27 protein-coding genes and 3 pseudogenes are annotated in these 23935 nt (G+C 70.7%); 11 read left to right on the forward strand and 19 right to left on the reverse strand.

Features of this window, described 5'->3' with window-relative positions; all coding sequences use genetic code 11:
* Nucleotides 1-19: 19 nt before the first annotated feature.
* Nucleotides 20-2383, reverse strand: a complete 2364-nt coding sequence (locus QUE44_RS09595; RefSeq protein ID WP_286214294.1) for a heavy metal translocating P-type ATPase — start codon at nt 2381-2383, stop codon at nt 20-22.
* 9 nt (nt 2384-2392) lie between these two features.
* On the reverse strand, nt 2393-2812 hold the full coding sequence (locus QUE44_RS09600) for a heavy metal-responsive transcriptional regulator (protein WP_286214295.1): 420 nt from the start codon (nt 2810-2812) through the stop codon (nt 2393-2395).
* An 85-nt stretch (nt 2813-2897) separates the two neighbouring features.
* Here QUE44_RS09600 and QUE44_RS09605 point away from each other — a divergent pair, with 85 nt between their 5' ends.
* Entirely contained in the window at nt 2898-3599 is a 702-nt protein-coding gene (locus QUE44_RS09605; protein WP_286214296.1) for an aspartate/glutamate racemase family protein, read from the forward strand.
* 35 nt (nt 3600-3634) lie between these two features.
* Here QUE44_RS09605 and QUE44_RS09610 read toward each other — a convergent pair whose 3' ends face one another.
* Both QUE44_RS09610 and QUE44_RS09615 read right to left on the reverse strand, forming a co-directional pair.
* A complete protein-coding gene (locus QUE44_RS09610; protein ID WP_286214297.1) occupies nt 3635-4006 on the reverse strand; it encodes a hypothetical protein in 372 nt (123 codons plus the stop codon).
* Nucleotides 4003-4617 (reverse strand): GNAT family N-acetyltransferase, encoded by a 615-nt coding sequence (locus tag QUE44_RS09615; protein ID WP_286214298.1) that lies wholly within the window; start codon nt 4615-4617, stop codon nt 4003-4005. The genes QUE44_RS09610 and QUE44_RS09615 overlap by 4 nt, the downstream gene beginning before the upstream one ends.
* Before the next feature lie 153 nt (nt 4618-4770).
* Between QUE44_RS09615 and QUE44_RS09620 the strand changes: the two genes are divergently transcribed.
* On the forward strand, nt 4771-5022 hold the full coding sequence (locus QUE44_RS09620) for an LLM class flavin-dependent oxidoreductase (protein WP_286214299.1): 252 nt from the start codon (nt 4771-4773) through the stop codon (nt 5020-5022).
* A gap of 43 nt (nt 5023-5065) precedes the next feature.
* Nucleotides 5066-5984 (forward strand): IS5 family transposase gene (locus QUE44_RS09625; protein WP_286214300.1). Its coding sequence is split into 2 segments (ribosomal slippage): nt 5066-5443 and nt 5445-5984, totalling 918 coding nucleotides; the frame shifts between segments, so codons are not numbered across the junction.
* Between the two features lie 40 nt (nt 5985-6024).
* Here the strand turns inward: QUE44_RS09625 and QUE44_RS09630 are convergent.
* The 6 genes and pseudogenes from QUE44_RS09630 to QUE44_RS09655 form a co-directional block, all read right to left on the reverse strand.
* A complete protein-coding gene (locus QUE44_RS09630; protein WP_144932262.1) occupies nt 6025-6351 on the reverse strand; it encodes a hypothetical protein in 327 nt (108 codons plus the stop codon).
* On the reverse strand, nt 6348-8261 hold the full coding sequence (locus tag QUE44_RS09635; RefSeq protein WP_286214302.1) for a heavy metal translocating P-type ATPase: 1914 nt from the start codon (nt 8259-8261) through the stop codon (nt 6348-6350). Before QUE44_RS09635 ends, QUE44_RS09630 begins: the two co-directional genes overlap by 4 nt.
* Nucleotides 8258-8617 (reverse strand): Cd(II)/Pb(II)-sensing metalloregulatory transcriptional regulator CmtR, encoded by a 360-nt coding sequence (gene cmtR / locus QUE44_RS09640; protein WP_144932261.1) that lies wholly within the window; start codon nt 8615-8617, stop codon nt 8258-8260. The genes QUE44_RS09635 and cmtR overlap by 4 nt, the downstream gene beginning before the upstream one ends.
* A 92-nt stretch (nt 8618-8709) precedes the next feature.
* Nucleotides 8710-9600 carry a GumC domain-containing protein gene (locus QUE44_RS14390; RefSeq protein ID WP_425558037.1) on the reverse strand — a complete coding sequence of 297 codons (891 nt, stop codon included), beginning with the start codon at nt 9598-9600 and terminating at the stop codon, nt 8710-8712.
* 412 nt (nt 9601-10012) lie between these two features.
* Nucleotides 10013-10474: pseudogene (locus QUE44_RS14395) on the reverse strand (relaxase/mobilization nuclease domain-containing protein); the annotation flags it as partial.
* Nucleotides 10471-10746, reverse strand: coding sequence for a hypothetical protein (locus QUE44_RS09655; protein WP_286214305.1), 276 nt, complete (start codon nt 10744-10746; stop codon nt 10471-10473). The pseudogene QUE44_RS14395 and the gene QUE44_RS09655, both read right to left, overlap by 4 nt.
* A gap of 211 nt (nt 10747-10957) precedes the next feature.
* Here QUE44_RS09655 and QUE44_RS09660 point away from each other — a divergent pair.
* From QUE44_RS09660 to QUE44_RS09675, 4 genes and pseudogenes are all read left to right on the forward strand, one after another.
* A pseudogene (locus tag QUE44_RS09660) lies at nt 10958-12206 on the forward strand (IS256 family transposase).
* Between the two features lie 31 nt (nt 12207-12237).
* Nucleotides 12238-12657, forward strand: a complete 420-nt coding sequence (locus QUE44_RS09665) for a hypothetical protein (protein ID WP_286214306.1) — start codon at nt 12238-12240, stop codon at nt 12655-12657.
* A gap of 93 nt (nt 12658-12750) precedes the next feature.
* Nucleotides 12751-13065 (forward strand): annotated as a pseudogene (locus tag QUE44_RS14400) (relaxase/mobilization nuclease domain-containing protein); the annotation flags it as partial.
* Nucleotides 13066-13525: 460 nt separating this feature from the next.
* Nucleotides 13526-14413 carry an ABC-2 transporter permease gene (locus QUE44_RS09675; RefSeq protein ID WP_425557977.1) on the forward strand — a complete coding sequence of 296 codons (888 nt, stop codon included), beginning with the start codon at nt 13526-13528 and terminating at the stop codon, nt 14411-14413.
* Nucleotides 14414-14431: 18 nt separating this feature from the next.
* Here QUE44_RS09675 and merT read toward each other — a convergent pair whose 3' ends face one another.
* On the reverse strand, nt 14432-14734 hold the full coding sequence (gene merT, locus QUE44_RS09680) for a mercuric ion transporter MerT (protein ID WP_081275423.1): 303 nt from the start codon (nt 14732-14734) through the stop codon (nt 14432-14434).
* A gap of 49 nt (nt 14735-14783) precedes the next feature.
* On the reverse strand, nt 14784-16208 hold the full coding sequence (gene merA, locus QUE44_RS09685) for a mercury(II) reductase (protein WP_061225165.1): 1425 nt from the start codon (nt 16206-16208) through the stop codon (nt 14784-14786).
* 106 nt (nt 16209-16314) lie between these two features.
* Between merA and QUE44_RS09690 the strand changes: the two genes are divergently transcribed.
* From QUE44_RS09690 to QUE44_RS09700, 3 genes are read left to right on the forward strand one after another with little or no spacing between them, the layout of a single operon-like run.
* Nucleotides 16315-16704, forward strand: coding sequence for a heavy metal-responsive transcriptional regulator (locus tag QUE44_RS09690; protein ID WP_042529932.1), 390 nt, complete (start codon nt 16315-16317; stop codon nt 16702-16704).
* A gap of 39 nt (nt 16705-16743) precedes the next feature.
* The gene (locus tag QUE44_RS09695) at nt 16744-17529 is read left to right on the forward strand and encodes an LLM class flavin-dependent oxidoreductase (protein WP_286214314.1); all 786 of its coding nucleotides are present in this window, start codon (nt 16744-16746) and stop codon (nt 17527-17529) included.
* Nucleotides 17530-17571: 42 nt separating this feature from the next.
* On the forward strand, nt 17572-17988 hold the full coding sequence (locus QUE44_RS09700; protein ID WP_286214315.1) for a GNAT family N-acetyltransferase: 417 nt from the start codon (nt 17572-17574) through the stop codon (nt 17986-17988).
* Here the strand turns inward: QUE44_RS09700 and QUE44_RS14405 are convergent.
* From QUE44_RS14405 to QUE44_RS09725, 4 genes are all read right to left on the reverse strand, one after another.
* A complete protein-coding gene (locus QUE44_RS14405) occupies nt 17946-18731 on the reverse strand; it encodes an antibiotic biosynthesis monooxygenase (protein WP_425557975.1) in 786 nt (261 codons plus the stop codon). The genes QUE44_RS09700 and QUE44_RS14405 overlap by 43 nt on opposite strands.
* A gap of 13 nt (nt 18732-18744) precedes the next feature.
* Nucleotides 18745-19449 (reverse strand): phosphoribosylformylglycinamidine synthase subunit PurQ, encoded by a 705-nt coding sequence (gene purQ / locus QUE44_RS09715; protein ID WP_286214316.1) that lies wholly within the window; start codon nt 19447-19449, stop codon nt 18745-18747.
* Nucleotides 19446-19778, reverse strand: a complete 333-nt coding sequence (purS, locus tag QUE44_RS09720; protein ID WP_286214317.1) for a phosphoribosylformylglycinamidine synthase subunit PurS — start codon at nt 19776-19778, stop codon at nt 19446-19448. The genes purQ and purS overlap by 4 nt, the downstream gene beginning before the upstream one ends.
* 71 nt (nt 19779-19849) lie before the next feature.
* A complete protein-coding gene (locus QUE44_RS09725) occupies nt 19850-20287 on the reverse strand; it encodes a septum formation family protein (RefSeq protein ID WP_286214319.1) in 438 nt (145 codons plus the stop codon).
* 136 nt (nt 20288-20423) lie between these two features.
* Between QUE44_RS09725 and QUE44_RS09730 the strand changes: the two genes are divergently transcribed.
* Nucleotides 20424-21131, forward strand: coding sequence for a trimeric intracellular cation channel family protein (locus tag QUE44_RS09730; RefSeq protein WP_286214320.1), 708 nt, complete (start codon nt 20424-20426; stop codon nt 21129-21131).
* Between the two features lie 45 nt (nt 21132-21176).
* Here QUE44_RS09730 and QUE44_RS09735 read toward each other — a convergent pair whose 3' ends face one another.
* From QUE44_RS09735 to purD, 3 genes are all read right to left on the reverse strand, one after another.
* Nucleotides 21177-21614, reverse strand: a complete 438-nt coding sequence (locus QUE44_RS09735) for a hypothetical protein (RefSeq protein WP_286214321.1) — start codon at nt 21612-21614, stop codon at nt 21177-21179.
* Nucleotides 21615-21685: 71 nt separating this feature from the next.
* Nucleotides 21686-22582: a phosphoribosylaminoimidazolesuccinocarboxamide synthase gene (locus QUE44_RS09740; RefSeq protein WP_286214322.1), complete on the reverse strand. Its 897-nt coding sequence runs from the start codon at nt 22580-22582 to the stop codon at nt 21686-21688.
* Nucleotides 22582-23868: a phosphoribosylamine--glycine ligase gene (gene purD / locus QUE44_RS09745; RefSeq protein ID WP_286214323.1), complete on the reverse strand. Its 1287-nt coding sequence runs from the start codon at nt 23866-23868 to the stop codon at nt 22582-22584. Before purD ends, QUE44_RS09740 begins: the two co-directional genes overlap by 1 nt.
* Nucleotides 23869-23935: the final 67 nt, after the last annotated feature.

The raw sequence follows: 23935 nt of genomic DNA on the forward strand, positions 1-23935 counted from the left end.
GCACGGCCCTCGTGCCGGCTCAGGCCGTGCGGAGGCTCCTGAAGCGGCGCAGCCGCAGCGAGTTACCCACCACGAACAGGCTCGAGGCGCCCATGGCACCCGCGGCAATCATCGGGTCGAGCACGCCCAGCGCCGCCAGCGGGATCGCCGCCACGTTGTACGCGAAGGCCCAGATGAGGTTGCCGCGGATGGTCGCGTAGGTGCGCCGCGACAGCGCGATCGCGTCCGCCGCCGCTCGCGGGTCGCCCGACACGACGGTGAGGTCCGATGCCTCGCGCGCCACGTCCGCACCCGTGCCGATCGCGATCCCCAGGTCCGCCTGAGCCAGCGCGGGGGCGTCGTTCACGCCGTCGCCGACCATCGCGACACGGCGACCGCCCTCCTGCAGGCTCGCGACCACGGCGGCCTTGTCCTGCGGCAGCACCTCGGCGATCACGCGATCGATGCCCAGTTCGCGGCCCACGGCCTCGGCCACCCGACGCGCATCGCCCGTGAGCAGCACCACGTCGAGGCCCAGATTGCGGAACGCCGCGAGCGCCTCGGGAGTCGAGTCCTTGACGCGGTCGCGCACCGCGATCGCGACCTCGGCCGCGAGGGGCTCGCGCACGGCGGGCGCCGCCGCCCCCAAGAGGCCTCCGCCCAGCGGGCGGGAGCGCCCGGCGAACACGACCGTCTCGCCCGCCTCCTCGCGCCCGGCCGCCCAGGCCTCGAGGGCATCGTCCACCCGGTCGAAGAGCCCACGCGCACCCACGGTGAGGTCGGCGTTCGCGCCGTCGACTCCCGCGCCGCGCACGGTCGCGGTGACGCCGCGGCCCGGCGTCGACCGGAAGCCCTTGAGCGGCACGCGCGTGAGCCGCGACTCGGCAATCGCGCGCGCGATCGGGTGCTCCGAGCGATCCTCGACGGAGGCGGCCGCGTCGAGCAGCGCATCGGCAGCCTCGGCGGACAGGCCCGGCGCGTGGGTCGCGGTGACGCTCATGCGTCCCTCGGTGACGGTGCCGGTCTTGTCGAGGACCACGGTCTGCACCGCCCGCGCGTCCTCGAGCGCGGGCGCGCCGCGCACGAGCACGCCGAGCTGCGCGCCGCGACCCGTGCCCACGAGGATCGCGAGCGGGGTCGCGAGGCCCAGCGCGCACGGGCAGCTGATGATGAGGACCGCCACGGCCGCGGTGATCGCGGCGTTAGCGTCGCCCGTGAGAGCGAGCCACAGCGCGAAGGTCACGAGGGACAGCGCCACCACGGCGGGCACGAAGACCGCCGAAATGCGGTCCACGAGGCGCTGCACGCGCGCCTTGCCCGACTGCGCCTGGTCGACCATGCGCGCAATCTGCGCGAGCATCGTCTGTGCGCCCACCCGGGTCGCCTCGACGGTGAGTGCGCCGTCCGCGGCGAGGGTGCCGCCCACGACCTCGACGCCGGGACGCGCGGCCACGGGCACCGACTCGCCCGTCACGACGCTCGCGTCGACCGCGGCCTCGCCGTCGACCACCACGCCGTCCGTCGCGATGGTCTCGCCGGGACGCACGACGAAGCGCATGCCCACCTCGAGCGCGGCGCGCGGGATCTCGGTGCCGTCCTCGAGGCGCGCGGTCGCGCTCTGGCGCGAGGACAGCGCCCGCAGGGCGTCGCCCGCTCGCGCGGTCGAGCGCACCTCAAGCCACTTGCCCAGCAGGATGAGCGTCACGATCACGGCGCCGGTCTCGAAGTACACGTGGCCGCCGTCGATCCCCGCGAGCAGGACCACCGTCGACCACGTCCACGCCGCCATCGATCCCAGACTCACGAGCGTGTCCATGGTCGTGGTGCGGTGGCGCAGGCTGCGCGCGGCGCTCGCGTGGAACGGCCACGCGGCCCACCACACGACCGGGGTCGCGAGCGCGGCGACCAGCCACTCCCAGCCGGCGAACTGCAACGGCATGATCATCGAGATCGCGGTGACCGGCACGGACAGCGCGAGAGCGACGAGGAAGCGGCGCTTGTAGTCCGCGATGCGGCGCGCGTCCGAGGCGAGGTGCGCGGCGTGCTCGTCGGCGAGGGAGTCGGCGTCGCCCTCGGGGGGACGATGCCGGTCGGGCCGCGTCCCGTCGGGGTCCGTCCCGTCGGGGTCCGCTCCCGCGTCGCGTCCGCGCGTGAGGACCTCGTAGCCGAGCCCCGTGATCGCGGCGCGCATGAGGTCCTCGAGCTCGTCGGCGTCGAGAGTGCCGTCGGGAAGGACCGTGGCGCGTCGGGTCGCGATGTTGACGGCGGCGCTGTCGACGCCCGGCAGCGCGGCGAGTCCGCGCTGGATGCCGGTCGCGCAGCCGGCACAGGTCATGCCGCCCACCGCGAGATCGATCGCGGGACGGTGGGCGGGCTCGGCCGGGGTGGTGGTGTCGGTGCTCATGTCGGCAGGCTAAACCTTCCCGCTGACGGCAAGGTCAAGCGCGAGGACCTGACAGCGGTGAGGGTCGGTGCAGTTCGCGGGGTCGAGCGCCTCGGCACGCCGCGACAGCGCGGTCAGCTCGGCCTTCGCGGCGAGCAGGCTCGCGATCTGCGCGTCGATGTCCCGCAGGTGCCTGTCGACCATCGCGCGGCTGTGCTCGCACGTGCTCTCGCCCTCGTCCTTCATGCGCAGGATCTCGCCCGCCTCGCTGAGGCTGAGCCCCGCCGCCTGCGAGTCGCGAATGAAGCGCAGTCGCTCAAGCGCCCCCTCGCCGTACTCGCGATAGCCGTTCGCGCGCCGCTCGGGCGCGGTCATGAGGCCAATGCTCTCGTAGTACCGCACGGTCTTCGCCGTCACGCCGCCGCGCGCGGCCAATTCGCCAATCTGCATCGTTCCATCGTACAGGAAGGTCGCCCTTGCGAACAGGGGCCAACCTCACGGCCCGTGGCACCACCGCCCCTCCTAGGCTCGAGGCATGCGCTCTACCCCTCGCCGCATCGGCCTCCTGGGAGGCATCACCTGGCACTCGACGCTCGTGTACGAGCAACTCCTCCACGACGGCGTCGCGGCGGCCCTGCCCGGGCGCACCGCGGACCTCGTGATTCGCCACTACGAGTTCGGCGCGATCGCGCAGGCTCAGGAGGCGGGCGACTGGGACGGGCTGGCCGCGACGTTTGGCCGCGATGCGCGCTGGCTCGTCGACGGCGGCGCGGAGGCGATCCTCATCTGCGCGAACACCATGCACGCGGTGGCCGACGAGGTGCAGGAGGCCGCCGGCGTGCCGGTCATCCACGTGGTCGACGAGACGGCGCACGCGATCCGCGCCGCGGGCCTCGACACGGTCGCCCTGCTGGGCACGGGCTTCACGATGCGCATGCCGTTCTACCGCGAGCGCCTCGCCGCGCACGGCGTGACCGCGATCGTCCCGGAGGAGCCCGCGCTCTCCGAGGTCCATGACCTCATCTACGACAAGCTCGCGCGGGGCATCGTGGACGATGCCGGTCGCACCCTGGTCAGGGATGTCACGTCCGCACTGGTGGGCCGGGGAGCCGGCGGCGTCATCGCGGGGTGCACCGAGATCCCGATGGTGATGACGGCGGGCGACGTCGACGTGCCCTACTTCGACGCGCTCGAGCTGCACGCCGCGGCCGCGGTGAGGTTCGCGCTGGCGGACTGAGCGCTCCGCGCTCCGCCCGGCGCGCGCGCGGGCCGCTACCAGCCGATGGCGTCGAGGGCCTCGGCCGCAGAATCCTCGGGAGGGCGCCCGCTGTTGTCCACCACCGCGTCCTCGATGGCCAGCTCCTCGAGCTCGTCGGCCTGCTCGGCGGTGCGAGGCACGGCCCAGTCGAGCCAGCGCTGCGAGGTTTCGCGGCGGCGCAGGCGCGCGATGCGCTCCTCAAGCGGCGCCGTGATGCGCACGACGGCGACGTCCGCGATCCCTCCCGGACCCGCGAGCGCGTGCGCGATGGCGGCGCGGTCCGCCGGGTCCTCGAGGATTCGCGGAATCACGAGGAGTCCGTAGCCGCGGCGCCGGTACACCGGCGCGAGCGCGGCGAGCGCCTCCATGAGCAGCGACTGGTTCACGGTGTCGTCCGGAGGAGACGGGTACGCCTCGCACAGCGTGTCCGCGTCGATGAACGCCGTGCGGGCCCCCGCACGGCAAGGGCGGAATGCGCGGACTCGCCCACCGACGTCTTCCCCGCCCCCATCGCGCCCGTCACCACGAGCACCCGGAACGGCAGGTCACGCCCGTAGCAGATCGAGTCCGGCTCGTCCTTGTACTCCCCGTATCCGGGAATGCGGGTGTAGCCCAGGCGGTCGTACAGCGCGAGCGCCTCGGGCTGCTCGGTGCCGGTCTCGAGGACGATGCGGGTGGCGCCGGCCTTGCGTGCGATCGCCTCGGCGGCGCCCATCATCACCTTGGAGTGGCCATGGCCGCGGTGGAGGGGGCGCACGAAGAGCCGCTTGAGCTCGAGCGAGCCCGCGCCCGTGTCGTAGGGCGACCAGCGCAGGACGATGCTCGCGACGGGCTCTCCCTGCTCCGAGTAGCCCACGAGCGAGGCCACCAGCGTGTCGAAGCGCGTCTCGAGGACGAGGTCGGGGGCGTCATAGCGCCGCGCGAGGTCCTCCTGCTGCTCCGCCCACAGCGCGTGAGCGTCGGCGTCATCGGGTTCGACCCGACGGATCGTGATCATGCGCTCAGGCTAGCGACAGCGTTCGCCGCCACCGCGACACGCGGCTCGGGGCGGACCAGAATGGAGAGATACCCGGGGCGTCGGCGTGGAATCGGTGTGCGCCTCCGGGTGTTGGGGCGATAGATTGTTGACGCGTCAACGGAGGGAGTGGGCATGAGGAACATTGGGTTTCTGTCGTTCGGGTGGTGGTCCGCCGCGCCCGGTTCGAAGGTGCGCACCGCGGGCGAGCTCATAGCGGACACGATCCGGCTCGCTGAGGCGGCGGAGGACGCCGACATGGACGGCGCGTGGATCCGCATTCACCACTTCGAGCAGAACACGTCCTCTCCCTTCCCGCTACTCGCGGCGATGGGCGCGCGCACGTCGCGCGTCGAGCTCGGCACCGGCGTCATCAACATGCGCTAGGGCGTGTCTCCCAAATTGGGGTGGTGACGCGCGGCAGTCTTGATTGGTGACGTCGTCTTCTTCGCGCTATCAGGTCTTCACGGACGCACAGTGGGCTCGGATTGAGCCGTTGCTGCCTTCAAACGAAGGGCGGCGCGGGCATCCTTTCGGTGACCACCGGCGGGTGGTCGAAGCGATCGCCTATCGGTATCGCACGGGCATTCCGTGGCGGGACGTTCCGCGTGAGCACTTCGGTCCGTGGCAGACCGCGTGGAAGCGTCACCGCAGGTATGCCGCTGATGGCACGTGGGATCGGATCCTCGCACAGCTGCTCGCGGAAGCCGATGCGGCTGGCGATGTGGACTGGAACGTGTCCGTCGACGCGACGATCACGCGCGCCCATCAGCATGCGACGAACACGACCCGCCCCGATCAGGACACAGGGGGCCACATCGAATTACAGGAGTCCGGGCACACGCGCCGGTGAACCGGCCGGGCACGGCATCGGACGCTCGCGTGGCGGCCTGACAACGAAGATCCATGCTGCGGTCGACGGCCACGGCCGTCCCTTGGCGGCGGTCATCACCGGCGGGCAACGCAATGACGGCGCGATGCTGGGCGCCGTGCTGGCCGACATTCACGTCCCCCGCCTCGGTCCGGGCCGGCCACGCACCCGACCCGACTCCGTCATCGCTGACAAGGCATACTCCGCTGGCACCTACCGGCGCGAGCTGCGCGCCCGCGGCATCAAGACCGTCATCCCTGAAAAGTCCGACGAAGCAGCCGCACGCCAACGCCGCGGCAGTCGGGGCGGACGCCCGCGAACGTACGACAAGACCGCCTATCGCGGCCGCAACGTCGTCGAACGCCACTTCAACCTCGCCAAACAATGGCGAGGCCTGGCCACCCGCTACGACAAGCTCGCCATCACCTACCGCGCAGCCGTCGTCCTCGCCGCCTGTCTCATCTGGTCAGCCATATAGGAGACACGCCCTAGCGCATGTCTTGGTTGTGACACCGGATCTATCGATCGCTTCCGCCGCCTCGCCTACGGCCGCGAAGCGCCTCATCGATCTGTGCCACAGTCGGGGATCCGGCGTACCCGCTCTCCGTCGCGTAGACCCGGCACGCGAGCGAGCGAACCGGTGTCGTCGGGAACAGGTCGACGCCGTCGACGAGGATCGTGGGCGAGCCTCCGAACCTAATGTTCGCCGCCTCGTCCTCGGTCCAGATCGTCACCAGCTCGACAGGAACGGCCCCGAGCTCGACAACGTCCAGCGCCGCGCGTGCGTTGGCTTCGGCGATGGCCGTGTTCGGGCAGTCGACGATGTGCAGCAGTTCGACCTTCATGCGATGGATTCCTTCCGAGTCCGGGCGGCGCGCAGGCCGTTGAGGATCACGACGACCTCGGCGATCTCGTGCACCAGCACCACGGCGGCGAGGCCCAGGACGCCGAAGAGGGCCAACGGGAGCAGCGCGGTGATGATCAGCAGCGACAGGATGATGTTCTGGTTGATGATGTGGCGTCCGCGTCGGGCGTGGTCGAACGCGCGCGGCAGCAGCCGCAAATCGTGACCAGTGAAGGCCACGTCGGCGGACTCGATCGCGGCATCGGAGCCGGTCGCCCCCATTGCGATGCCGATGTCGGCGGCAGCGAGGGCGGGGGCATCGTTGATGCCGTCGCCGATCATCGCGACCGAACCGTGCTGGCCGAGCTCGCCGATCGCGGCGGCCTTGTCCTCAGGGCGCAACTCGGCGCGCACGTCCTCGATCCCTGCCTGCGCGGCCAGGGCGCGGGCGGTGCGGGCGTTGTCGCCGGTGAGCATGGTCATCCCGACGCCCTGGGCGGTAAGGGTGCGGACGACCTCGGGGACCTCGGGGCGCAGCTCGTCGCGGATGCCGATCGCGGCGACCGGGACGCCCTCGCGGTGCACGATGACGACGGTCATGCCCTGCTCCTCCAGGCCTGCTACCTGGTCGCCGAGCGGCCCGGCGTCCAACCAGCGGGGACTGCCGACCGTGATCCGCGCGCCGTCGTGCTTGCCTTCGATGCCGTGCCCGGCCTGTTCGGTCACGTCCTCGGCAGCAGGGGCCTCAGGCGCTGCAGCGGTGATCGCGGCCGCGAGCGGGTGGGTGCTGTGCTGCTCCAGCGCGGCAGCCCAGGCCAGCGCCTGCGCCTCGGTGATCCCGTCGGCGGTGAGCACCGCAGTGACGGCGGGCTCGTTGCGGGTCAGGGTGCCGGTCTTGTCGACGGCCACGTGGCGGATCACGCCGAACCGTTCAAATACAGCCCCTGACTTGATGATCACACCGAACTTGCTCGCCGAACCGATCGCGGCCACCACGGTCAGCGGGACCGAGATCGCCAGTGCGCACGGCGACGCAGCCACCAGCACGACGAGGGCGCGGGTGATCCACAGCTCGGGGTCGCCGAACAGCGAACCGATGAGTGCGACGAGGACGGCGAGGATGAGCACGCCCGGCACAAGGGGACGAGCGATGCGGTCGGCGAGCCGGGCACGATCGCCCTTCTCTGCCTGCGCCTCCTCCACGAGCTCGACGATGGTGGTCAGCGAGTTGTCGGTGCCCGCCGCGGTCGTCTCGACCTCCAACGCACCCGCGGTGTTGATCGCGCCGGCCGAGACCGTGTCGCCGGGCTCGACCTCGACCGGGATCGACTCGCCGGTGATCGCGGAGGTGTCCAAACTCGAACGACCAGTGACTACGATGCCGTCGGTCGCGATCTTCTCACCCGGCCGCACCAGCATCAGCTGACCGACGGCGAGATCTTTCGCGGCGACCTCGACCGATGCGCCGTCCTGGCGGATGGTCGCGGTCTCCGGGACGAGCTTGAGCAGCGCCCGCAGCCCGCCGCGGGCGCGGTCCATCGCCTTGTCCTCCAGCGCCTCCGCGATCGAGTAGAGGAACGCCAGCGCCGCGGCTTCTTCGACGTAGCCGAGGATCACCGCACCGATCGCGCTGATCGTCATCAGGAGACTGATCCCCAACTTGCCCGTGAACAGCTTCCGGATCGCGCCAGGGGTGAACGTCGACGCTCCCAGCAGCAGGCCGATCCAGAAGAGCACCTGCGCCGGGATCTCCATCCCGGACCACTCCAACGCCAGACCGGTCAGGAAGGCGACGCCCGAGAAGACCGGGACCATGATCCCGCGGTCCCGCCACCAGGGGCGCTCCTGTTCTTCGTCGACTGCTTCACCGACCGCGGTCTCGGTCTCGTCGCATCCGCACGCCGCGCTCACTCGCCCGCCCCCGTCCCGCAGCAGCCGGGCACGGCGCACTCGGCGTCGACGCACGGCGCGTGCTCATCGACGGCCAGCGTCACGTCCACGAGCGCCGTGAGCGCCGCCGCGAGATGCGGATCAGCGATCTCGTAGCGCGTCTGCCGACCCTCGGGCTCGGCGACCACGATCCCGCAGTCGCGCAGGCAGGTCAGATGGTTCGAGACGTTCGAGCGCGTCAGCTCCAGCTCGCGCGAAAGCACGGCCGGGTAGCTTGGGCCGTCGAGCAGGGTCATCAGGATGCGGGATCGCGTCGGGTCCGCCATGGCCCGGCCAAGCCGGTTCATGACGTCGAGGCGTGAAGCAATGGTCAGCATGCACTGAACTATACAGCGTGTGCTGACTCATTGTCGACTCGTCAGGGCTGCCGCACGCGCTCCGCGCGCTTGCCCTCGGGAACCGGGTTCACCTACTTGCGCCAGCGGGGCCACTTCGGCATCCCGCGGCCCCTCCAGGTCTCAACGAGGCACGCGACCCAACGGACGGACGCGAAGAGCCCGTAGCCGGCCCCGGTGAGGCCCACGGCAACCACGAGCCAGCGCCCGATGCCGAGCCACAGGCTCCCGTCCACGTCGAGGGCCCACTGAGCGCCTGTGATGAGCCCCGCGATGCCCATCCAGAGCCCAGCGACGACCACGACCACCGGCAAGAGGGCGAGGCACATCGCAGCGGCAGCCGACCAGAGCTGTCGAGCCTCCAGCTTCGCCGTCGCGGCGATGATCCGCTCGGCGCGCTCGTTGGACGCGTCGAGGTTCGCCGTCATCGTGGCCGAGGCCTCCCCGGCGACCTGCTCGACGGCCTTCTCAACCCGTTCTTCGGCGCGCTTCTCGATCCGCTGCACGGCCCCGCCGACCTGGCTCACGAGCTTCTGGTTCGCCGCGGCCTGTGCCTTGAGTCCCTCAATCGCCGAGGCCGTAGCCGCGTGGTTCTTCTGCGCCTCGGCGACCAAACTCTGCGAGGCGGCGCTCAGCCGCTTCCCGTCGAGACTCTGCACGAACTCGCTGAGCGTGCTCTCGATCTCGCTCAGCCTGCTCTCGACGCTCTCGATCTGCGGTGACGTGCTGACGGACGGCTGCGAGGTCGACGCCCGGTCGATGCGCTTGCTCATCTCCTCGTCCATGACCTTCACGAGCCCCGCGAGCTTCTTCTGCTGCTCGGCCAGCCGGTCGAGCCGCGCGTTCTGTGCCTCGACGGCGGCGAGGATCGAGGTCAACGTCTCCATCGTCTCCGGACTGCCGAGCTGCTGCCGCTGCTCGTCCTGCGCGTTCTGCTGCTTCAGCCTGTCGAGCGCTGCGCTCATGGTCCTGCTCCTTCTGCTGCTGGTGATAGTCGAAGAACGCCTGCGCACCCTCTGGGGTGAAGTCCGCCGAGAGGGCGCTGGTGCGCTTACGGCGCTCGGCGCGCCCGGACTCACCTCGGCGGTCCTCGATGTAGAGCGTCCACGTCTCCTTGCCGACGTTCTTGCCCCGCTTGCTCACGGCGGTGTGCAGGCGCATCCGCGGCACCTGCTTCCCGTCGTCGCCAAGCTGCTGGTTCTGCTCCGCGATCACCGATTCGAGACCGGCCTTGTCCATCGACCGGGGATTGGCCAGAGCGGCGCTCATCCGGTCGCCCATCTCCCGGTCGAGCGACCCCTCGGCGAAGTCCTCGCGGCGCAGCTCCCAGTCCTTCGGCGGGTGCTCCAGCCGCTTTACGACCGAGAGGCCGTGCTCGCGCATCAGCTCGTCGTTTGCCGACTGCACGCCCCGCTGGTTCCCTGCCTTGCGGTCGTGGAACGTGCGGTAGTCCGAGAGCGCCTTCCCGGTGCGGTTGTTGTGGTTGACGACCAAGATGTGGTTGTGCGGCTTGCGGCCACGTCCATCCACATGCGTCACCACGAGGCAGTCCGAGTCCGGGTGCATCCGCTTCGCCAGCAGGTAGCCCAGATCATTCACCCGCTGCACGTCCTCCGGGCTGTTCGGGTCGAACTCCTCGTCGCTGAACGACTGCCGGTAGTGCAGCGCCTCGACGCCGCGCTTCGTGTTTTGCGTGAGCGCGCGGGCGCGGGCCGAGAATGCGCCGGGGCCTCCCGGCACGTCGCACGTGACCGCGGCCCCGCGCTCGTCCTCCTTGCCTCGGATGTAGCGCTCCGTGTCTCCGACGCTCGTGCTCGGGCTGTAGTGCGTGGTGCTCATGACGCCGTCCGGTCCCCGAGCAGCGCCCGGACCTCGCGTAGCAACTCGATCAGCTCGGGCACCTCCGCCGACAGCGCCACCGCCTCACCGGCCCGCGCGCGGCGGTCCAGGTCGTTGACGTTGATCGCCAGCGGGCGCACCTGGGCGGCCAGTTCGCGGGCGTCCGCCGAGGCCTGCACGCGCAACTCGGCTCCGAGCAGGTGCGCGGCCACGGCGGCGTCCAGCTCCTCGCTCCGAGAGGCGTGGAGCGCATCGCGCACGACGGTCCGCACCCACGTGCTCGGAGCCAGCCCGAGCCGCGTCGCACGAGTGCGAAGCGCCCCGAGTGTGGCGTCATCGAAGCGGGTATCGAGCCGCCCGCAGTAGTGCCCCTTAGAGTGGTGTAGCGCCCGGCGGTGGCAAGGCTCCTCGTAGACAGAGGAAGCGGCCACCGCGGGGCCTTCGAGTTCACCCTTGCAAAGTTCTCTCGAATGGATCACCGCGATGACCGCACCCCATATTGTCGACCCTGCCCGCGTGCTGGGCAATCTCCTCTCCGACGCATCGCCGGACATGATGCGCTCGCTGCTGCAGACCATGATCAACGCGCTGCTCAGCGCCGACGCGGACGCCGTCTGCGGAGCCGAATGGGGCCAGCCGTCTGCTGACCGCGTCGCGCAGCGCAACGGCTACCGCCACCGGCCCCTCGACACCCGCGCTGGCACGATCGACGTCGCCGTGCCGAAGCTGCGCTCGGGCACGTACTTCCCGGAGTGGCTCCTCGAGCGCCGCAAGCGCGCCGAGTCGGCGCTGATCACCGTCATCGCCGACTGCTACCTCGCCGGCGTGTCCACCCGACGGATGGACAAGCTGGTGAAGACCCTCGGCATCGACGGGCTGTCCAAGTCCCAGGTGTCGCGCATGGCCGCCGACCTCGACGAAGCCGTCGCCGCCTTCAGACACCGCCCACTGGACGAGGCTGGCCCGTTCACGTTCGTCGCCGCGGACGCGCTGACGATGAAGGTCCGCGAGGGCGGCCGCGTCATCAACGCCGTGTGCCTGGTCGCCACGGGCGTCAACGGCGACGGCCACCGCGAAGTCCTCGGACTCCAGGTCGCCACGTCAGAGACCGGCGCGGCGTGGAACACGTTCTTCGCCGACCTCGTCGCCCGCGGCCTGGCCGGCGTCCGCCTCGTCACGTCCGACGCCCACGCGGGCCTCGTGGAGGCGATCGCGGCGAACCTGCCCGGAGCGGTGTGGCAACGCTGCCGCACCCACTACGCGGCGAACCTGATGGCGGTCACGCCCAAGCACGCGTGGCCGGCCGTGAAGTCCATGCTGCACTCCGTGTACGACCAGCCCGACGCGGCATCCGTGCACGCTTGAGTATCGACCGCCTGCTGGACTACGTCGAGGACAAACTCCCCGCCGTGTTCGCCCACCTCGAGGCAGCCCGCGACGACCTCCTCGCGTTCACCACTTCACCTAAGGACGTGTGGACTTAAGAATCTGGTCCAACAACCCCGCCGAGCGCTTGAACAAGGAGATCCGTCGTCGTACCGACGCCGTTGGGATCTTCCCCAACAGGGACGCCATCATCCGGCTCGTCGGCGCAGTCCTGGCCGAGCAGACCGACGAGTGGGTCGAGACCAAGCGCTACCTCGGACTCGAAGTCCTCGCCCGCTGCCGCCTCACCGCCGTGCCCAACACCGGCATCGAGGAGGTGACCGAAACCCTCGCACTCACCGCCTGACGAAGGAACCCGCTACACCACTCCACGGGACTTGACCCCGCCCGCCGCTGCCACGACGACGCTTCGCGCCGCCGTGACTCTGACGCACAGCCTCCGCATCAGCCCGACCGGTGTTCACCTGGCAGTCGGTCTGCTGCTCCACCTGTACGCCAGAGTGGCCAGCCCGAGCACGTGGGTGCGGGCCGTCGTGCGCGATGCCCTCCACGCCTCTCGGAGCGAGGAGCTGGACGCCGCCGTGGCCGCGCACCTGCTCGGCGTCGAGGCGCGCGCGCAGGTGTCGGCGGACGCGCGCGAGCTGGCCGCGCAGATCCGCCCGCTGGCGATCAACGTCAACGACCTGGACCACCGAGCACGTGCCGGTGAGGCGGTGGCGCTGTCGTCGGAGGTGCCCGAGCTGATCGAGCTGCTGCGCGAGGTCCGCGCCCTGCTCGGTGATCGGACGGCGTCATGAGCACGACGCACTACAGCCCGAGCGCCAGCGCCGCCGACACGGAGCGCTATATCCGGGGCAAGGAGGACGAGCGGGGCGTCGCGATCACGTGCGATGTGCCGGGAGGCCCCGGCGCGTTCTCGGCGCGCTCGGGCGCTCACGCAGAACACGACGCGCGAGGTCGAGGCGCTGCACTACCGCCAGTCGTTCAGCGACGAGGAGTTCGACCCGAAGAACCCCGAACACGTGCAGCGGGTGAACGACCTGGGCTACCAGCTCGCCAAGAAGATGCACCCGGATTCCGACTGCCTCGTCGTCAGTCATGTGGATGGGCGGGGAAAGAAGCCGCACAACCATATTTTGGTTCTCAATCACAACAACCGCACGGGAAAGGCGCTCTCGGACTATCGCACGTTCCACGACCGCAAGGCCGGGAATCAGAAGGGCGTGCAGTCGGCGAACGACGAGCTGATGCGCGAGCACGGGCTCTCGGTCGTGAAGCGGCTGGAGCACGCGCCGAAGGACTGGGAGCTGCGCCGCGAAGACTTCGCCGAGGGGTCGCTCGACCGCGAGATGGGCGACCGGATGAGTGCGGCGCTGGCCGATCCCCGCGCGGTGGACAAGGCCGGTCTGGTCTCGGTGATCGAGGAGCAGAACCAGCAGCTCGGTGATGACGGGGATCGGGTGCCACGGATGCGGCTGCACAGCCCCGTCAGCAAGAAGGGCAAACGCGCCGGGCAGGAGACCTGGACGCTCTACATCGAGGACCGCCGCGGCGAGTCCGGGCGTGCCGAGCGCCGCAAGCGCACGAGCGCACTCTCGGCGGACTTCACCCCGGAGGGCGCGCAGGCGTTCTTCGACTACCACCAGCAGCAGAAGGAGCAGGAACATGAGCGCAGCACTCGACAGGCTGAAGCAGCAGAACGGGCCCGTGCAGTCGCCGCAACCGCTCGGCAGTCCGGAGACGATGGAGCTGTTGACCTCGATCCTCGCCGCCGTCGAGGCGCAGAATACGAGGATCGCCACTCTGACCGAGCAGCAGAAGAAGCTCGCGGGGTTCGTGAAGGTGGACAGCGAGGAGCAGGAGAAGCAGCTCTCCGCGATCTCGCATCAGCTGACCTCAACGTCGCCGCCGCCGGAGTCGAACGAGAACAGCGAACTGCTCGCCGGAATCGCGTCCACTCTCGCGGGTATGAGCGTGAACCTCAACGGGGAGCGTCTGAAGGGCTCAGCCTCTAAGTCCGAGGCTGCCGCCAAGCATCTCGATGAGAGCCGGGCTAAGTTCGAGCGGGCCGCGAACGGTGCGCAGAAGGCCTGGCGGGAGTCGATCACCCAAGCCAGCGCCGAGGCGACGAGCGCGATCAGCACGGCCCGGGATCAGGCTGTGCAGTCGATCGAGAGGGCCGCTGCCGACGCCGGGGCCGTGGCAACAGCCAAGATTGACGCCGCGAACGAGCGGGCCGAAAAGATCATCGCCACAACGGCCAAGCTGGAGGCCCGTCAGCTTTGGTCTGTCGCCGCGTCGATGTGCCTCGCGCTGCTGCCGGTCGCAGTGATCGTCGCGGGTGTTTGGATGGCCGTCGCCGGGCTTATCACGGGCGCTCAGTGGGCCCTCGACGTGGACGGGAGCGTGTGGCTCGGGATCGGTCGCTGGCTCGTGGTCTCCATGGGCCTCGCCGGGGCCGGCTACGGACTCTTCGCGTCCGTCCGCTGGGTCGCCGGTCTCGTGGAGACCTGGAAGGGCCGCGGGATGCCGAGGTGGCCCCGTTGGCGGTGATGGCTGGATCCGATCGAGCTACCGGTTCCGATCAGCAGTCGAAGGATTTTCGCAGCAGCCAGTCCTGCGGCCTCGGTGCCGCCGCCGTAGCCTGACGAGCATCCCGGCCGTGACGGCCATCGCGACGGCGATCCCGGCACCGATGATCCAGGGATTGCCGAGGAGCCCTCCGACGCCTGCGAGTGCTCCGCCCGCCGCGATGAGCGGCAGGCCGCAGCAGAGCAGCAACGGAAGCGCGCAGCATGCCAGTAGGAGCAGCCCGGTCCCTGCGGCGACGATGGGACCGGCGCGCCGTTCGTCGCGGTCGTGATCGGCGCTCATCGTCTGCACCTCTTCCGGATGAGATCTCCCCGATTGCATGCGTTGCCGTTCATGCGCAGCACGAGAGCAGTGACGGGTCGGTGGTGAAGGACTTCGCGGCGATCCGGATGCCTTCGGTCATGGTCAGGTAGGGGGCCCAGGCGTCGGCGACTTCGGCGATGGTCTTGCCGAGCACGTGGACGCCTGCGGCGGCGAGTTCACCGGCGTCCTTGGCGACGGCGGTGAGGCCGAGGATCTCGCTCGTATCGGCGTTCACGACGATCTTGATGAACCCGCGGGTGTCGCGGTTGATCACCGCCCGGGGCACATACTCCAGGGGCAGCACGCGGCAGTCACAGCGGATCCCCGCGGCGACGACCTCCTTCTCGGTCATCCCGACCGCGCCGATCGCCGGTCCGGTGAACGTCACCCGCGGCAGATGGGAGTAGTCGACGGACCGGTCGGCGTCGGCGAACGCGTTCTCGGCAACGAGGGTGCCGTGGTGGGCCGCGACGTAGACGAACTCCGGGTGCCCGGTCACGTCGCCCGCGGCCCAGATCCGCGGGTTCGACGACTGCAGATGGTCGGAGACGACCACCTCGCCGGAGTCCCCGGTCTTCACCCCGACCGCATCGAGGTTCAAGCCGTCGGTGACGGGACGGCGTCCGAGGGCGACGAGCACCTGGTCGGCGCGGAACTCCTGCGAGCCGCCGGACACGTCCGCGGTAACCACGACCTGCCCGGTCGCCGCGTCCCGGGACACCCGGGTCGGCACCGCGCGGCGGACCACCCGGATGCCCTCGTCGGCGAACACCTCCTGCAGTGTCCGGGACACCTCCGGCTCCTCCTTCGACGCGAGCCGGGACCGCACCAGCACGGTGACCTGGGAGCCGAGGCGGGCGAACAGCTGCGCCTGCTCCAGGGCAACGTAGCCGCCGCCGAGCACCAGCATCGACTCGGGGACCTCGGTCAGGTCCATCGCCGTGGTCGAGGTCAGGTACCCGGCCTCGTCCAGGCCGTCGATCGGCGGAGCCCACGGCCGCGCACCGGTGGCGACCAGGTAGTGCTCGGCCTCGATCGTCTCGACCGCTCCGTCTGCGGCGGTGACCTCCAACACCGGCGCGTCCGGGGTGCCCGCGAACCCGGCGTCTCCCCGCCGGACGTGCCACCCGTATGAATCGGCGACGTCGGCGTACTTCTCGCCCCGCATCGTCTCGACCAACGCCTGCTTCCCGGCGATCAGCGCGGGCATGTCCACTGGGCCTGCCGTCGTCGCGATCCCCGGGAACCGGTCGGCGGCGTCGGCGGCGACGTGCCGTGCATCGGCGGCGGCGATGAGGGCCTTCGACGGCACGCAGCCCGTGTTCACGCAGGTGCCGCCGAGCGTGCCACGCTCGATCATCACCACCGACTTCCCGAGCATGGTCGCGCGAATCGCGGCGGCGAACGCTCCGCCGCCCGATCCGATGATGGCGAGATCGTACTTCGTAGGCATCGCTGCTCCCGTCAAGGCTTGGACTTCTGTTCCGTTTCAGCCATACTGGACCTTCCAGTGCAAGGGAAGGTCAAGCGTGGCCCCTGCCGAATGATCGGAGGCCGCAATGCGCATCGGAGAACTCGCCGAACGCGCGGGCACCACCTCGAAGACGCTCCGGTTCTACGAAGAGCAGGGACTGCTGCCCCCGGCCGACCGGACGCCATCCGGGTACCGCGACTACGCGCCCGACGCCGTCGCCCGGATCGACTTCGTTCACCGTGGCCAGGCCGCAGGCCTCACCCTCGCCCAGATCCGCCAAATCCTCGACATCCGCGACAGCGGCCACGCGCCCTGCGAGCACGTGCGAGACCTCCTCGACGCGCGCCTGGCCGAGATCGAGCAGCAGATCGCCCAGCTCACCGCCCTGCACGGCACCATCGCCGACCTCCGGCACGACGCCGCGCACCCGGACCCCGACACATGCAGCCCAGACCAGGTCTGCCGGTACCTGTAGAGGGACGCGGACCGAGAAAACGAGAGCCATAACACGAACATGCGCTACGAGAACCCGTTGTACATGGCGGAGGCCGCCGCGACCGCCGACCTCATCGCGGGCGGACGGCTGCAGCTGGGCGTGAGCCGCGGCAGCCCCGAGCCCGCGGCGGACGGCCCGGCGGAGTTTGGCTATCCCCTCGCCTTCGGGATGAGCCCCGCCGAGGAGGCCGCACGTCGGATCGCGCGCTTCCGCGAGGCGATCTCGGGCGCGGGCATCGCGGAGCCCGGCTCGCACGCCCACGTGCGCGCGGGCGAGCTGCTGCCCATCCAGCCGCAGTCCCCCGGACTGAGCGAGCGGATCTGGTACGGCGCGGGCGGCATCGACTCCGCCCGTCGCGTGGGAGAGCTGGGCATGCATCTCATGTCCTCGACGCTGGTGCTCGAGGCCACCGGGGAGCCGCTCGGCACCGTGCAGTCGCGCCAGATCGAGGCCTTCAGGTCGGCGTGGCGCGAGGCGGGTCACGCGGGCGAGCCGCGCGTGTCCGTGTCGCGCAGCATCATGCCCATCACCGATGACCTCTCGCGCACCTACTTCACCCCCTACCTCGAGCGCGACCTCATGGGCGCCAACAATGACCAGATCGGCGAGATCGACAACACGCTGTCGACCTTCGGGAAGACCTACGTGGGCGACCTCGACAAGCTCGAGCGCGAGCTCCGTGAGGATGAGGCGGTGATGACCTCCGACACGTTGCTGGTCACGATCCCCAACCAGCTGGGCGCGGACTTCAACCACGGCACGTTCCGGGCGCTCGCCGAGCTGAGGGACCGTCTCGCGGCCTGACCGGCCGTCAGCGACCGCCCGCCACGCGGTTGAATGGCTCCCGTGATCGAGATCCGCACCGGCCTGCTTCCCGACGACACCGAGACCTGCGCGCGCCTGTGGGTGCGCGCGATCGAGGCCCGCGACGGCACGGTCGATGCCGCGCCCATGGCCCGGCGCGTGCGCTCCGCACTCGCCGGACCCCTCATCAGGCTCGCCGTCGCGACCGCACCCCGCGCCGGCTTCGCCCTGACGGTGCCCTCCGGGTCCGTTCGCGACGAGGCCTTCCTGCACTTCTTGGCGGTCGATCCCGGCGGCACGGGCGGAGGGGTCGGCACCGCGCTCATGACCGATGCCATCGACCATGCCAGCGCGGCGGGCTTCGCGGCGTACGGCGTCGCCCGTCCCCACGGAATCGGCGACTACGCGATGCAGCCCTACCGGCTCGCGCTCGCCTCCGCCACGCCCTCCTCCGTATAGACCAGCCGGAAACGCTCGCACACGACGGGCATGTCGGGCTCGAAGCCGCGGTCATTCCCCGAGTGCTCGCGCCAGTAGCGCTCGTGCACGGCGCGCCAGTACGCGAGCGTGAGGTCTCCCTCGCCCTCCGCGGCGGCGTGCGCGGCGTCAACCTCACCGAACGGCACGACGCGGACGCTCGTGGTCTCGATCACCGCGCGCGGCAGGCCGGCGCCGTCGAGGATGATGCTGAACTCACCCTCGCGCGGCAGCGGGTCACCCGCGGCGTCGTCGTCCCACAGGGACGATGCCGTGCCCGTCTTGATGCCGTCCAGCACCAAGGCGAGGAGCCCGTCCGCGTGGGCGGGCGTCGCGCCGAAGGCCCACGCCTCCGGCAGGGCCTCGGGCAGCCCGGGAACCCGTGCCCGGCATCGTTCCCAGAAGGCGCCAATCGTGGCGCCGGACGCGCCGACCGCATCGAGGTCGCGATAGTGGGGAACCGGGGGCACCGCGACGTAGAAGTCGTGCAGCAGCGCCCGCCACTCCTGGTAGTCCGCGGATCCTCGGAAGCCCTCGGTGTGGTCCTCGAGCGTCTCCCACTCGACAGTGAGCAGATACGTCGAGGGGTCCTCGACTCCGCGGCGCAGCGAGTGGCCCAGGTAGCCGCGCTGGCGGGCCAGCAGCGGCTCGGCAACACGGAAGGCCGCCTCGAAGTCGTCCTCGCGGCCCGCGACGACGGGCAGCACCACGCTCTCGACGATCACGGCGCACCGAGACTCAGGCGGAGGCGAGCAGGCCCTTGATCGCGGACGTGAAGAACGCGAGGCCGTCAGTGCCGGTGCGTCCCGACTCGCGTGAGTCGGGGCCAAAGCCAGCCTCGACCGCGTGCTCGGGGTGGGGCATGAGGCCCACGACGTTGCCGCGCTCGTTGGTGATGCCCGCGATGTCGCGGCGCGAGCCGTTGGGGTTCCACCCCACGTAGCGGAACGCCACGCGGCCCTCGGCCTCGAGCATGTCGAGGGTGCGCTCGTCCGCGACGTACTGGCCGTCCTGGTTCTTGAGCGGCACCACGATCTCCTCGCCCTCGCGGTACTCGGAGGTCCACGCGGTCTCGGCGTTCTCGACGCGCAGCGTCTGGTCACGGCACACGAAGTGCAGGTGCTCGTTCTTGATCATCGAGCCGGGCAGCAGGTGGACCTCGGTGAGCACCTGGAAGCCGTTGCAGATGCCCAGCACGGGCAGGCCGCCGTGAGCGGCATCCACCAGGGTGTCCATCACGGGGGCGAAGCGCGCGATCGCACCGGCACGCAGGTAGTCGCCGTAACTGAAGCCACCCGGCAGGACCACGGCGTCGACGTTCTTGAGGTCGGCGTCGTTGTGCCACAGCGGCACGGCCTCCGCCCCGGCGAGGCGCACGGCGCGCGACGCGTCGCGGTCGTCGAGCGTGCCGGGGAACGTCACGACCCCAATGCGAGCGGTCATCCGAGCAGGTCCTTGGCGCCGTTCTCGGGGGCCGGGCGGTGACCCTTGCCGCCGCCGTTGCCGCCGCAGCCGCAGCCGCCCTCGCGCACCACCTTGACCTGGACGACGTCCTCGATCACGGGGTTGCTCAGGAGCGTCTCGGCGGCCTTGCGGACGTTCGCGAGGACCTCGTCGGTCACCTCGCCGTCGACAGTGAGCTCGAAGCGCTTGCCCTGGCGGACCTGGGCGATGCCGTCGAAGCCCAGCCGCGGCAGGGCGGCACCGACGGCCTTGCCCTGAGGGTCGAGGATCTCGGGCTTGGGCATGACGTGAACGAGGATCGTGGCCATGGCGGCAGTCTACCGGCGCGCGCGGGCAGCACCGGTCGGGCGCCGACCGGGCTCCGGGCGGGCGGGGACGGCTAGGCGGCCGCGCCCTTGAGCGAGCCCGTGAGCTGCTCGCCCTCTTCGCCCACGAGGATGCACGCGAGCTGGCGGTCGCCCAGATCCCACGACGACTGGGTCGGGGTCATGGTCGTGTAGTAGTAGACGCTCTCCTCGTAGGGGACGCCCACGTAGGCCTCGTATTGCGCGTAGCAGGTCTCGTCCCCGGCCAAGAGGGCCTCCTCCGTGAGCTCGGTCATCTCCTCGACGTAGAACACCTCGCCGTCGTGCGCCTCGGCGCAGTCGACGCGCGGGAGCGAGTTCACCTCGGTCTCGCCCTCGGCAGAGACCGCGGTGTTGAGGATGCACTCGCCCACGGCGAGCTGCAGCTCCTCGACGGTCGCGCCGCCCAGCAGCGCGCAGCCACCCAGGGCGGGGAGCATCAGGATCGACGACAGGGCGAGGGCACGGCGCATGACAGACCTTCCACGAGGGCGCGAGGTTGGCGCCGCAGTGGCGCCCGCGCGCACAATCTAGCAGGAGGGACGATGCCCGTGCCGGGACCCTCGCGACGCGGCGGTATCGTGGTGCGCCGCCGCGAAGGAGACCCTCATGCAGGAGTTGCTGACGAGCGTCGACTCGGACGCGATCATCGACTACGCGTTGTCGACCCTGAGGATCGTGCTCGAGTACGTGGGCACCGTCGCCTTCGCGATCTCGGGGGCCGTGGCCGCGAGCAGGCGGCGCATGGACCTCGTGGGAGCGGTGGTGCTCGCGGGACTGGTCGCGGTGGGCGGCGGAACCCTCCGCGATCTCTTGCTGCGCCAGGACGTGTTCTGGATCGAGAACCCCACGCTCGTGCTGGTCGCGATCGCGACCGCGCTGGTGATCGCTCCGCTCGCGCGCAGACGTGACCTCGACGCGCTCGCGCGCCATCGCATCGTGGAGGCCTCCGACGCGCTCGGTCTCGCGATCTTCGTGGTGATCGGCACGGGTCTCGCGCTCGACCTGGGCGCAAGCCCCGCGGCCGCGATGATCGTGGGCGTTGCGAATGGCGTGGGGGGCGGCATCCTGCGTGACCTCTTCGCGGCGCAGGTGCCCGAGGTGTTCTGGAACGGTCAGCTGTACGCGACCGCCGCGCTGGGCGGCGCGCTCGTGTACTGGGCGCTGTGGGCGCTGGGACTGCCGCCCGAGGTGATCTTCTGGATGCCGCTGCTGGTGATCCTCGCGCTGCGCGGCCTGTCGCTCACGCTCGGCTGGGGCGTCCCCACCGTGGCCGTGGTCGAAAAGCGCGACCGCCAGACCGAGGACCACGCCTGACCCCACAAGGTCAGCAGACCCAGCTGTACTCGAGCTCCTGATCGGTCAGCCACGTCGTGAGGGCTCCGCTGTCGGAGACCCAGAACGCGAGGCCGCCTTCGTAGACGGTGAGCGTGCCGGAGTCGTCGCCCGGTCCCGGCGCTGCCACGGCGGGAAGCGCCGCCACGGCCGAAAGCGCCGCACGCATCGTCCCCCGCCCATCCCGCCCTCACCCGCGGGCGTTGCGAGCGCCGCCACCTCGGGGAACTCGAGGAGATTCGCCGGCACGAACGGGTACCAGGTGACGCCGTCCACCGTGACGGGCTCGTTGCCGCACGCGGGGTAGAACTGCACGTCCGTCACGGTGTCGACCACGTCGCCCGGCACGCCCAGGTCGAGCGAGGACTCGGGGCCATACGGCCGCGGCGCGCAGGCGGTGAGCAGCGTCCCGACCACGATCGCGGTCACCAGCGTCAGCACTGCGGTGAGCTGAAGTCTCCCCATGCAGGTAGGACGCACCCACGCGAACAAACGTTGGGGCCGCGCACCTGGCATCGGGGCGCGTCGAGTACTCGTCAGGCGCGCGCCAGGCGATCGAAGGCCTCGACGTAGCGTGCGCGAGTGCGCTCGACCACGTCGGCGGGCAGCGCGGGCGGCGGGACGTCCGAGGACTTGTCCCAGCCCGAGTCGGGCGAGCTCAGCCAGTCGCGCACGAACTGCTTGTCGAAGCTGGGCTGGGCGCGGCCGGGCTCCCAGTCATCGGCGGGCCAGAAACGCGAACTGTCCGGCGTGAGCACCTCATCACCAAGCACGATGTCGCCCGCCGCGTCCCTGCCGAACTCGAGCTTGGTGTCCGCGAGGATGATCCCCTTCGCCGCGGCGATCGCGTGCGCACGGGCGTAGACAGCGAGCGTGAGGTCGCGCAGCGCGGCCGCGTCCTCCTCGCCGATCATGTCGACCACGGCCTCGAAGCTCACGTTCTCGTCGTGCTCCCCGACCGCGGCCTTGGTCGCGGGCGTGAAGATCGGCGACGGCAGCCGTGAGCCGTCCTCGAGACCCGGCGGCAACTCGATCCCGCACACCGTTCCCGACGCGCGGTACTCCGCCAGGCCGGAGCCGGTGAGGTAGCCGCGCGCGACGCACTCGACGGGGAACATGACGAGGCGGCTGCACACCATGGCGCGGCCCTGCACCTCGGCGGGGACGGGCGCCTCGACCGTGTGATTGGGCACGATGTCGACCAGCTGGTCGAACCACCACAGGCTCAGGCCCGTGAGGATGCCGCCCTTGCCCGGGATCTCGGTGGGCAGCACCCAGTCGTACGCACTGATGCGATCTGACGCGACCACCAGCACCACGTCTCCGCGCGGGTGCGGGGCGACCGGCTCATAGAGGTCGCGCACCTTGCCCGAGTAGACGTGACGCCACCCCTCGAGCTCGAGGTGCGTGGGTGGCGTGGCGTGGCCGGGCATCAGCGCGCGTCCTCCGCGGCGGCCGCCGCGATATCGCGGCGGTGGTGGCTGCCCTCGAGGACGATGCGGTCGACGCCCGCGTACGCGCGTTCCCTTGCCTCGGCAAGGGTCGCGCCCCGCGCCGTGACGCTGAGGACGCGGCCGCCGTTGCTCAGCAGAGTGCCGCGGTGGTCGAGCGACGTGCCGGCGTGGAGGACATGGACGGTGTCGACCGACTCGGCCGCGTCGATGCCCGTGATGGAGTCGCCCTTGCGGGGCTCCGCCGGATATCCGTGGGCCGCGACGACGACGGTGACCGCGGCATCGTTCCTCCACTCGAGGGGAGTGAGGTCGCCCAGGCGGCCCTCCGCGGCGGCGAGCAGCACCCCGGCGAGCGGGGTCGCGAGGCGCGCGAGCACCACCTGCGTCTCGGGGTCGCCGAACCTCGCGTTGAACTCGACCACGCGCACGCCCTTCGACGTGAGCGCGAGGCCGCAGTAGAGGACGCCCACGAACGGGGTGCCGCGGCGCGCCATCTCGTCGACGGTGGGCTGTGCGACCGTGCGCACGACCTCGTCGACAAGGTCCGCGGGGGCCCACGGCAGCGGCGAGTACGCGCCCATGCCGCCGGTGTTGGGACCGGCGTCGCCGTCGTACGCGCGCTTGAAGTCCTGCGCGGGCTGGAGCGGCACCACCGTCTCGCCGTCGCACAGGCAGAAGAGGCTGACCTCGGGCCCATCGAGGAAGTCCTCGACCACCACGACTCCGCCTGCATCGAGGATCGCCTCGCCGTGAGCGAGCGCCGCCGCGCGATCGTCCGTGACCACCACGCCCTTGCCTGCCGCCAGGCCGTCGTCCTTCACCACGTGCGGTGCGCCGAACGCGTCGAGCGCGTCCTCGAGGTCAGACGAGGTGCGGCACACGCGCGGCTCGGCCGTGGGCACGTCGGCGGCGAGCATGACTTCCTTGGCGAAGGCCTTCGAGCCCTCGAGCATGGCCGCGCGGCCACTGGGACCGAAGACGGGGATGCCCACACCGCGCACGGCGTCCGCGACACCCGCGACCAACGGCGCCTCGGGACCCACCACGACGAGGTCGGCCTTCACGGCCGCGGCGAGCGCCGCGACCGCCACGGGGTCGAGCGCGTCCACCCCATGGAGGACGACGGGTGTGCCGTCGACGGTCGACAGCGTGCCGATGCCGGGGTTGCCCGGGGCGGCGTGGAGCTGGCTGACGGCGGGGTCGGCGCACAGGGCGCGGGCGAGGGCGTGCTCACGCGCGCCGGTGCCGACAAGAAGGATGATCACGGGCGCGAGTCTACCGAGCCGCCGCGCGCGCACGCTGTGCCCGATAGGGTGCGAATCGGGGGCCAGG

Origin of the sequence: Demequina sediminis (assembly GCF_030296675.1) — a bacterium.
Lineage (GTDB): Bacteria > Actinomycetota > Actinomycetes > Actinomycetales > Demequinaceae > Demequina > Demequina sediminis.

Bases quoted from the DNA above. Each gene is read 5' to 3' on its own strand.
- QUE44_RS09605 (WP_286214296.1), top strand. From the start codon at position 2,898: ATGCGCTCTACCCCTCGCCGCATCGGCCTCCTGGGAGGCATCACCTGG.
- QUE44_RS09690 (WP_042529932.1), top strand. From the start codon at position 16,315: ATGCGCATCGGAGAACTCGCCGAACGCGCGGGCACCACCTCGAAGACG.
- QUE44_RS09740 (WP_286214322.1), bottom strand. From the start codon at position 22,582: ATGCCCGGCCACGCCACGCCACCCACGCACCTCGAGCTCGAGGGGTGG.
- QUE44_RS09620 (WP_286214299.1), top strand. From the start codon at position 4,771: ATGAGGAACATTGGGTTTCTGTCGTTCGGGTGGTGGTCCGCCGCGCCC.
- purS (WP_286214317.1), bottom strand. From the start codon at position 19,778: ATGGCCACGATCCTCGTTCACGTCATGCCCAAGCCCGAGATCCTCGAC.
- QUE44_RS09630 (WP_144932262.1), bottom strand. From the start codon at position 6,351: ATGAAGGTCGAACTGCTGCACATCGTCGACTGCCCGAACACGGCCATC.
- merA (WP_061225165.1), bottom strand. From the start codon at position 16,208: ATGCCTACGAAGTACGATCTCGCCATCATCGGATCGGGCGGCGGAGCG.
- merT (WP_081275423.1), bottom strand. From the start codon at position 14,734: ATGAGCGCCGATCACGACCGCGACGAACGGCGCGCCGGTCCCATCGTC.
- QUE44_RS09600 (WP_286214295.1), bottom strand. From the start codon at position 2,812: ATGCAGATTGGCGAATTGGCCGCGCGCGGCGGCGTGACGGCGAAGACC.
- QUE44_RS09615 (WP_286214298.1), bottom strand. From the start codon at position 4,617: ATGATCACGATCCGTCGGGTCGAACCCGATGACGCCGACGCTCACGCG.
- QUE44_RS09735 (WP_286214321.1), bottom strand. From the start codon at position 21,614: ATGGGGAGACTTCAGCTCACCGCAGTGCTGACGCTGGTGACCGCGATC.
- QUE44_RS14390 (WP_425558037.1), bottom strand. From the start codon at position 9,600: ATGAGCGCAGCGCTCGACAGGCTGAAGCAGCAGAACGCGCAGGACGAG.
- QUE44_RS09695 (WP_286214314.1), top strand. From the start codon at position 16,744: ATGCGCTACGAGAACCCGTTGTACATGGCGGAGGCCGCCGCGACCGCC.
- purQ (WP_286214316.1), bottom strand. From the start codon at position 19,449: ATGACCGCTCGCATTGGGGTCGTGACGTTCCCCGGCACGCTCGACGAC.
- QUE44_RS09675 (WP_425557977.1), top strand. From the start codon at position 13,526: ATGAGCGCAGCACTCGACAGGCTGAAGCAGCAGAACGGGCCCGTGCAG.
- cmtR (WP_144932261.1), bottom strand. From the start codon at position 8,617: ATGCTGACCATTGCTTCACGCCTCGACGTCATGAACCGGCTTGGCCGG.
- QUE44_RS09730 (WP_286214320.1), top strand. From the start codon at position 20,424: ATGCAGGAGTTGCTGACGAGCGTCGACTCGGACGCGATCATCGACTAC.
- QUE44_RS09595 (WP_286214294.1), bottom strand. From the start codon at position 2,383: ATGAGCACCGACACCACCACCCCGGCCGAGCCCGCCCACCGTCCCGCG.
- QUE44_RS09725 (WP_286214319.1), bottom strand. From the start codon at position 20,287: ATGCGCCGTGCCCTCGCCCTGTCGTCGATCCTGATGCTCCCCGCCCTG.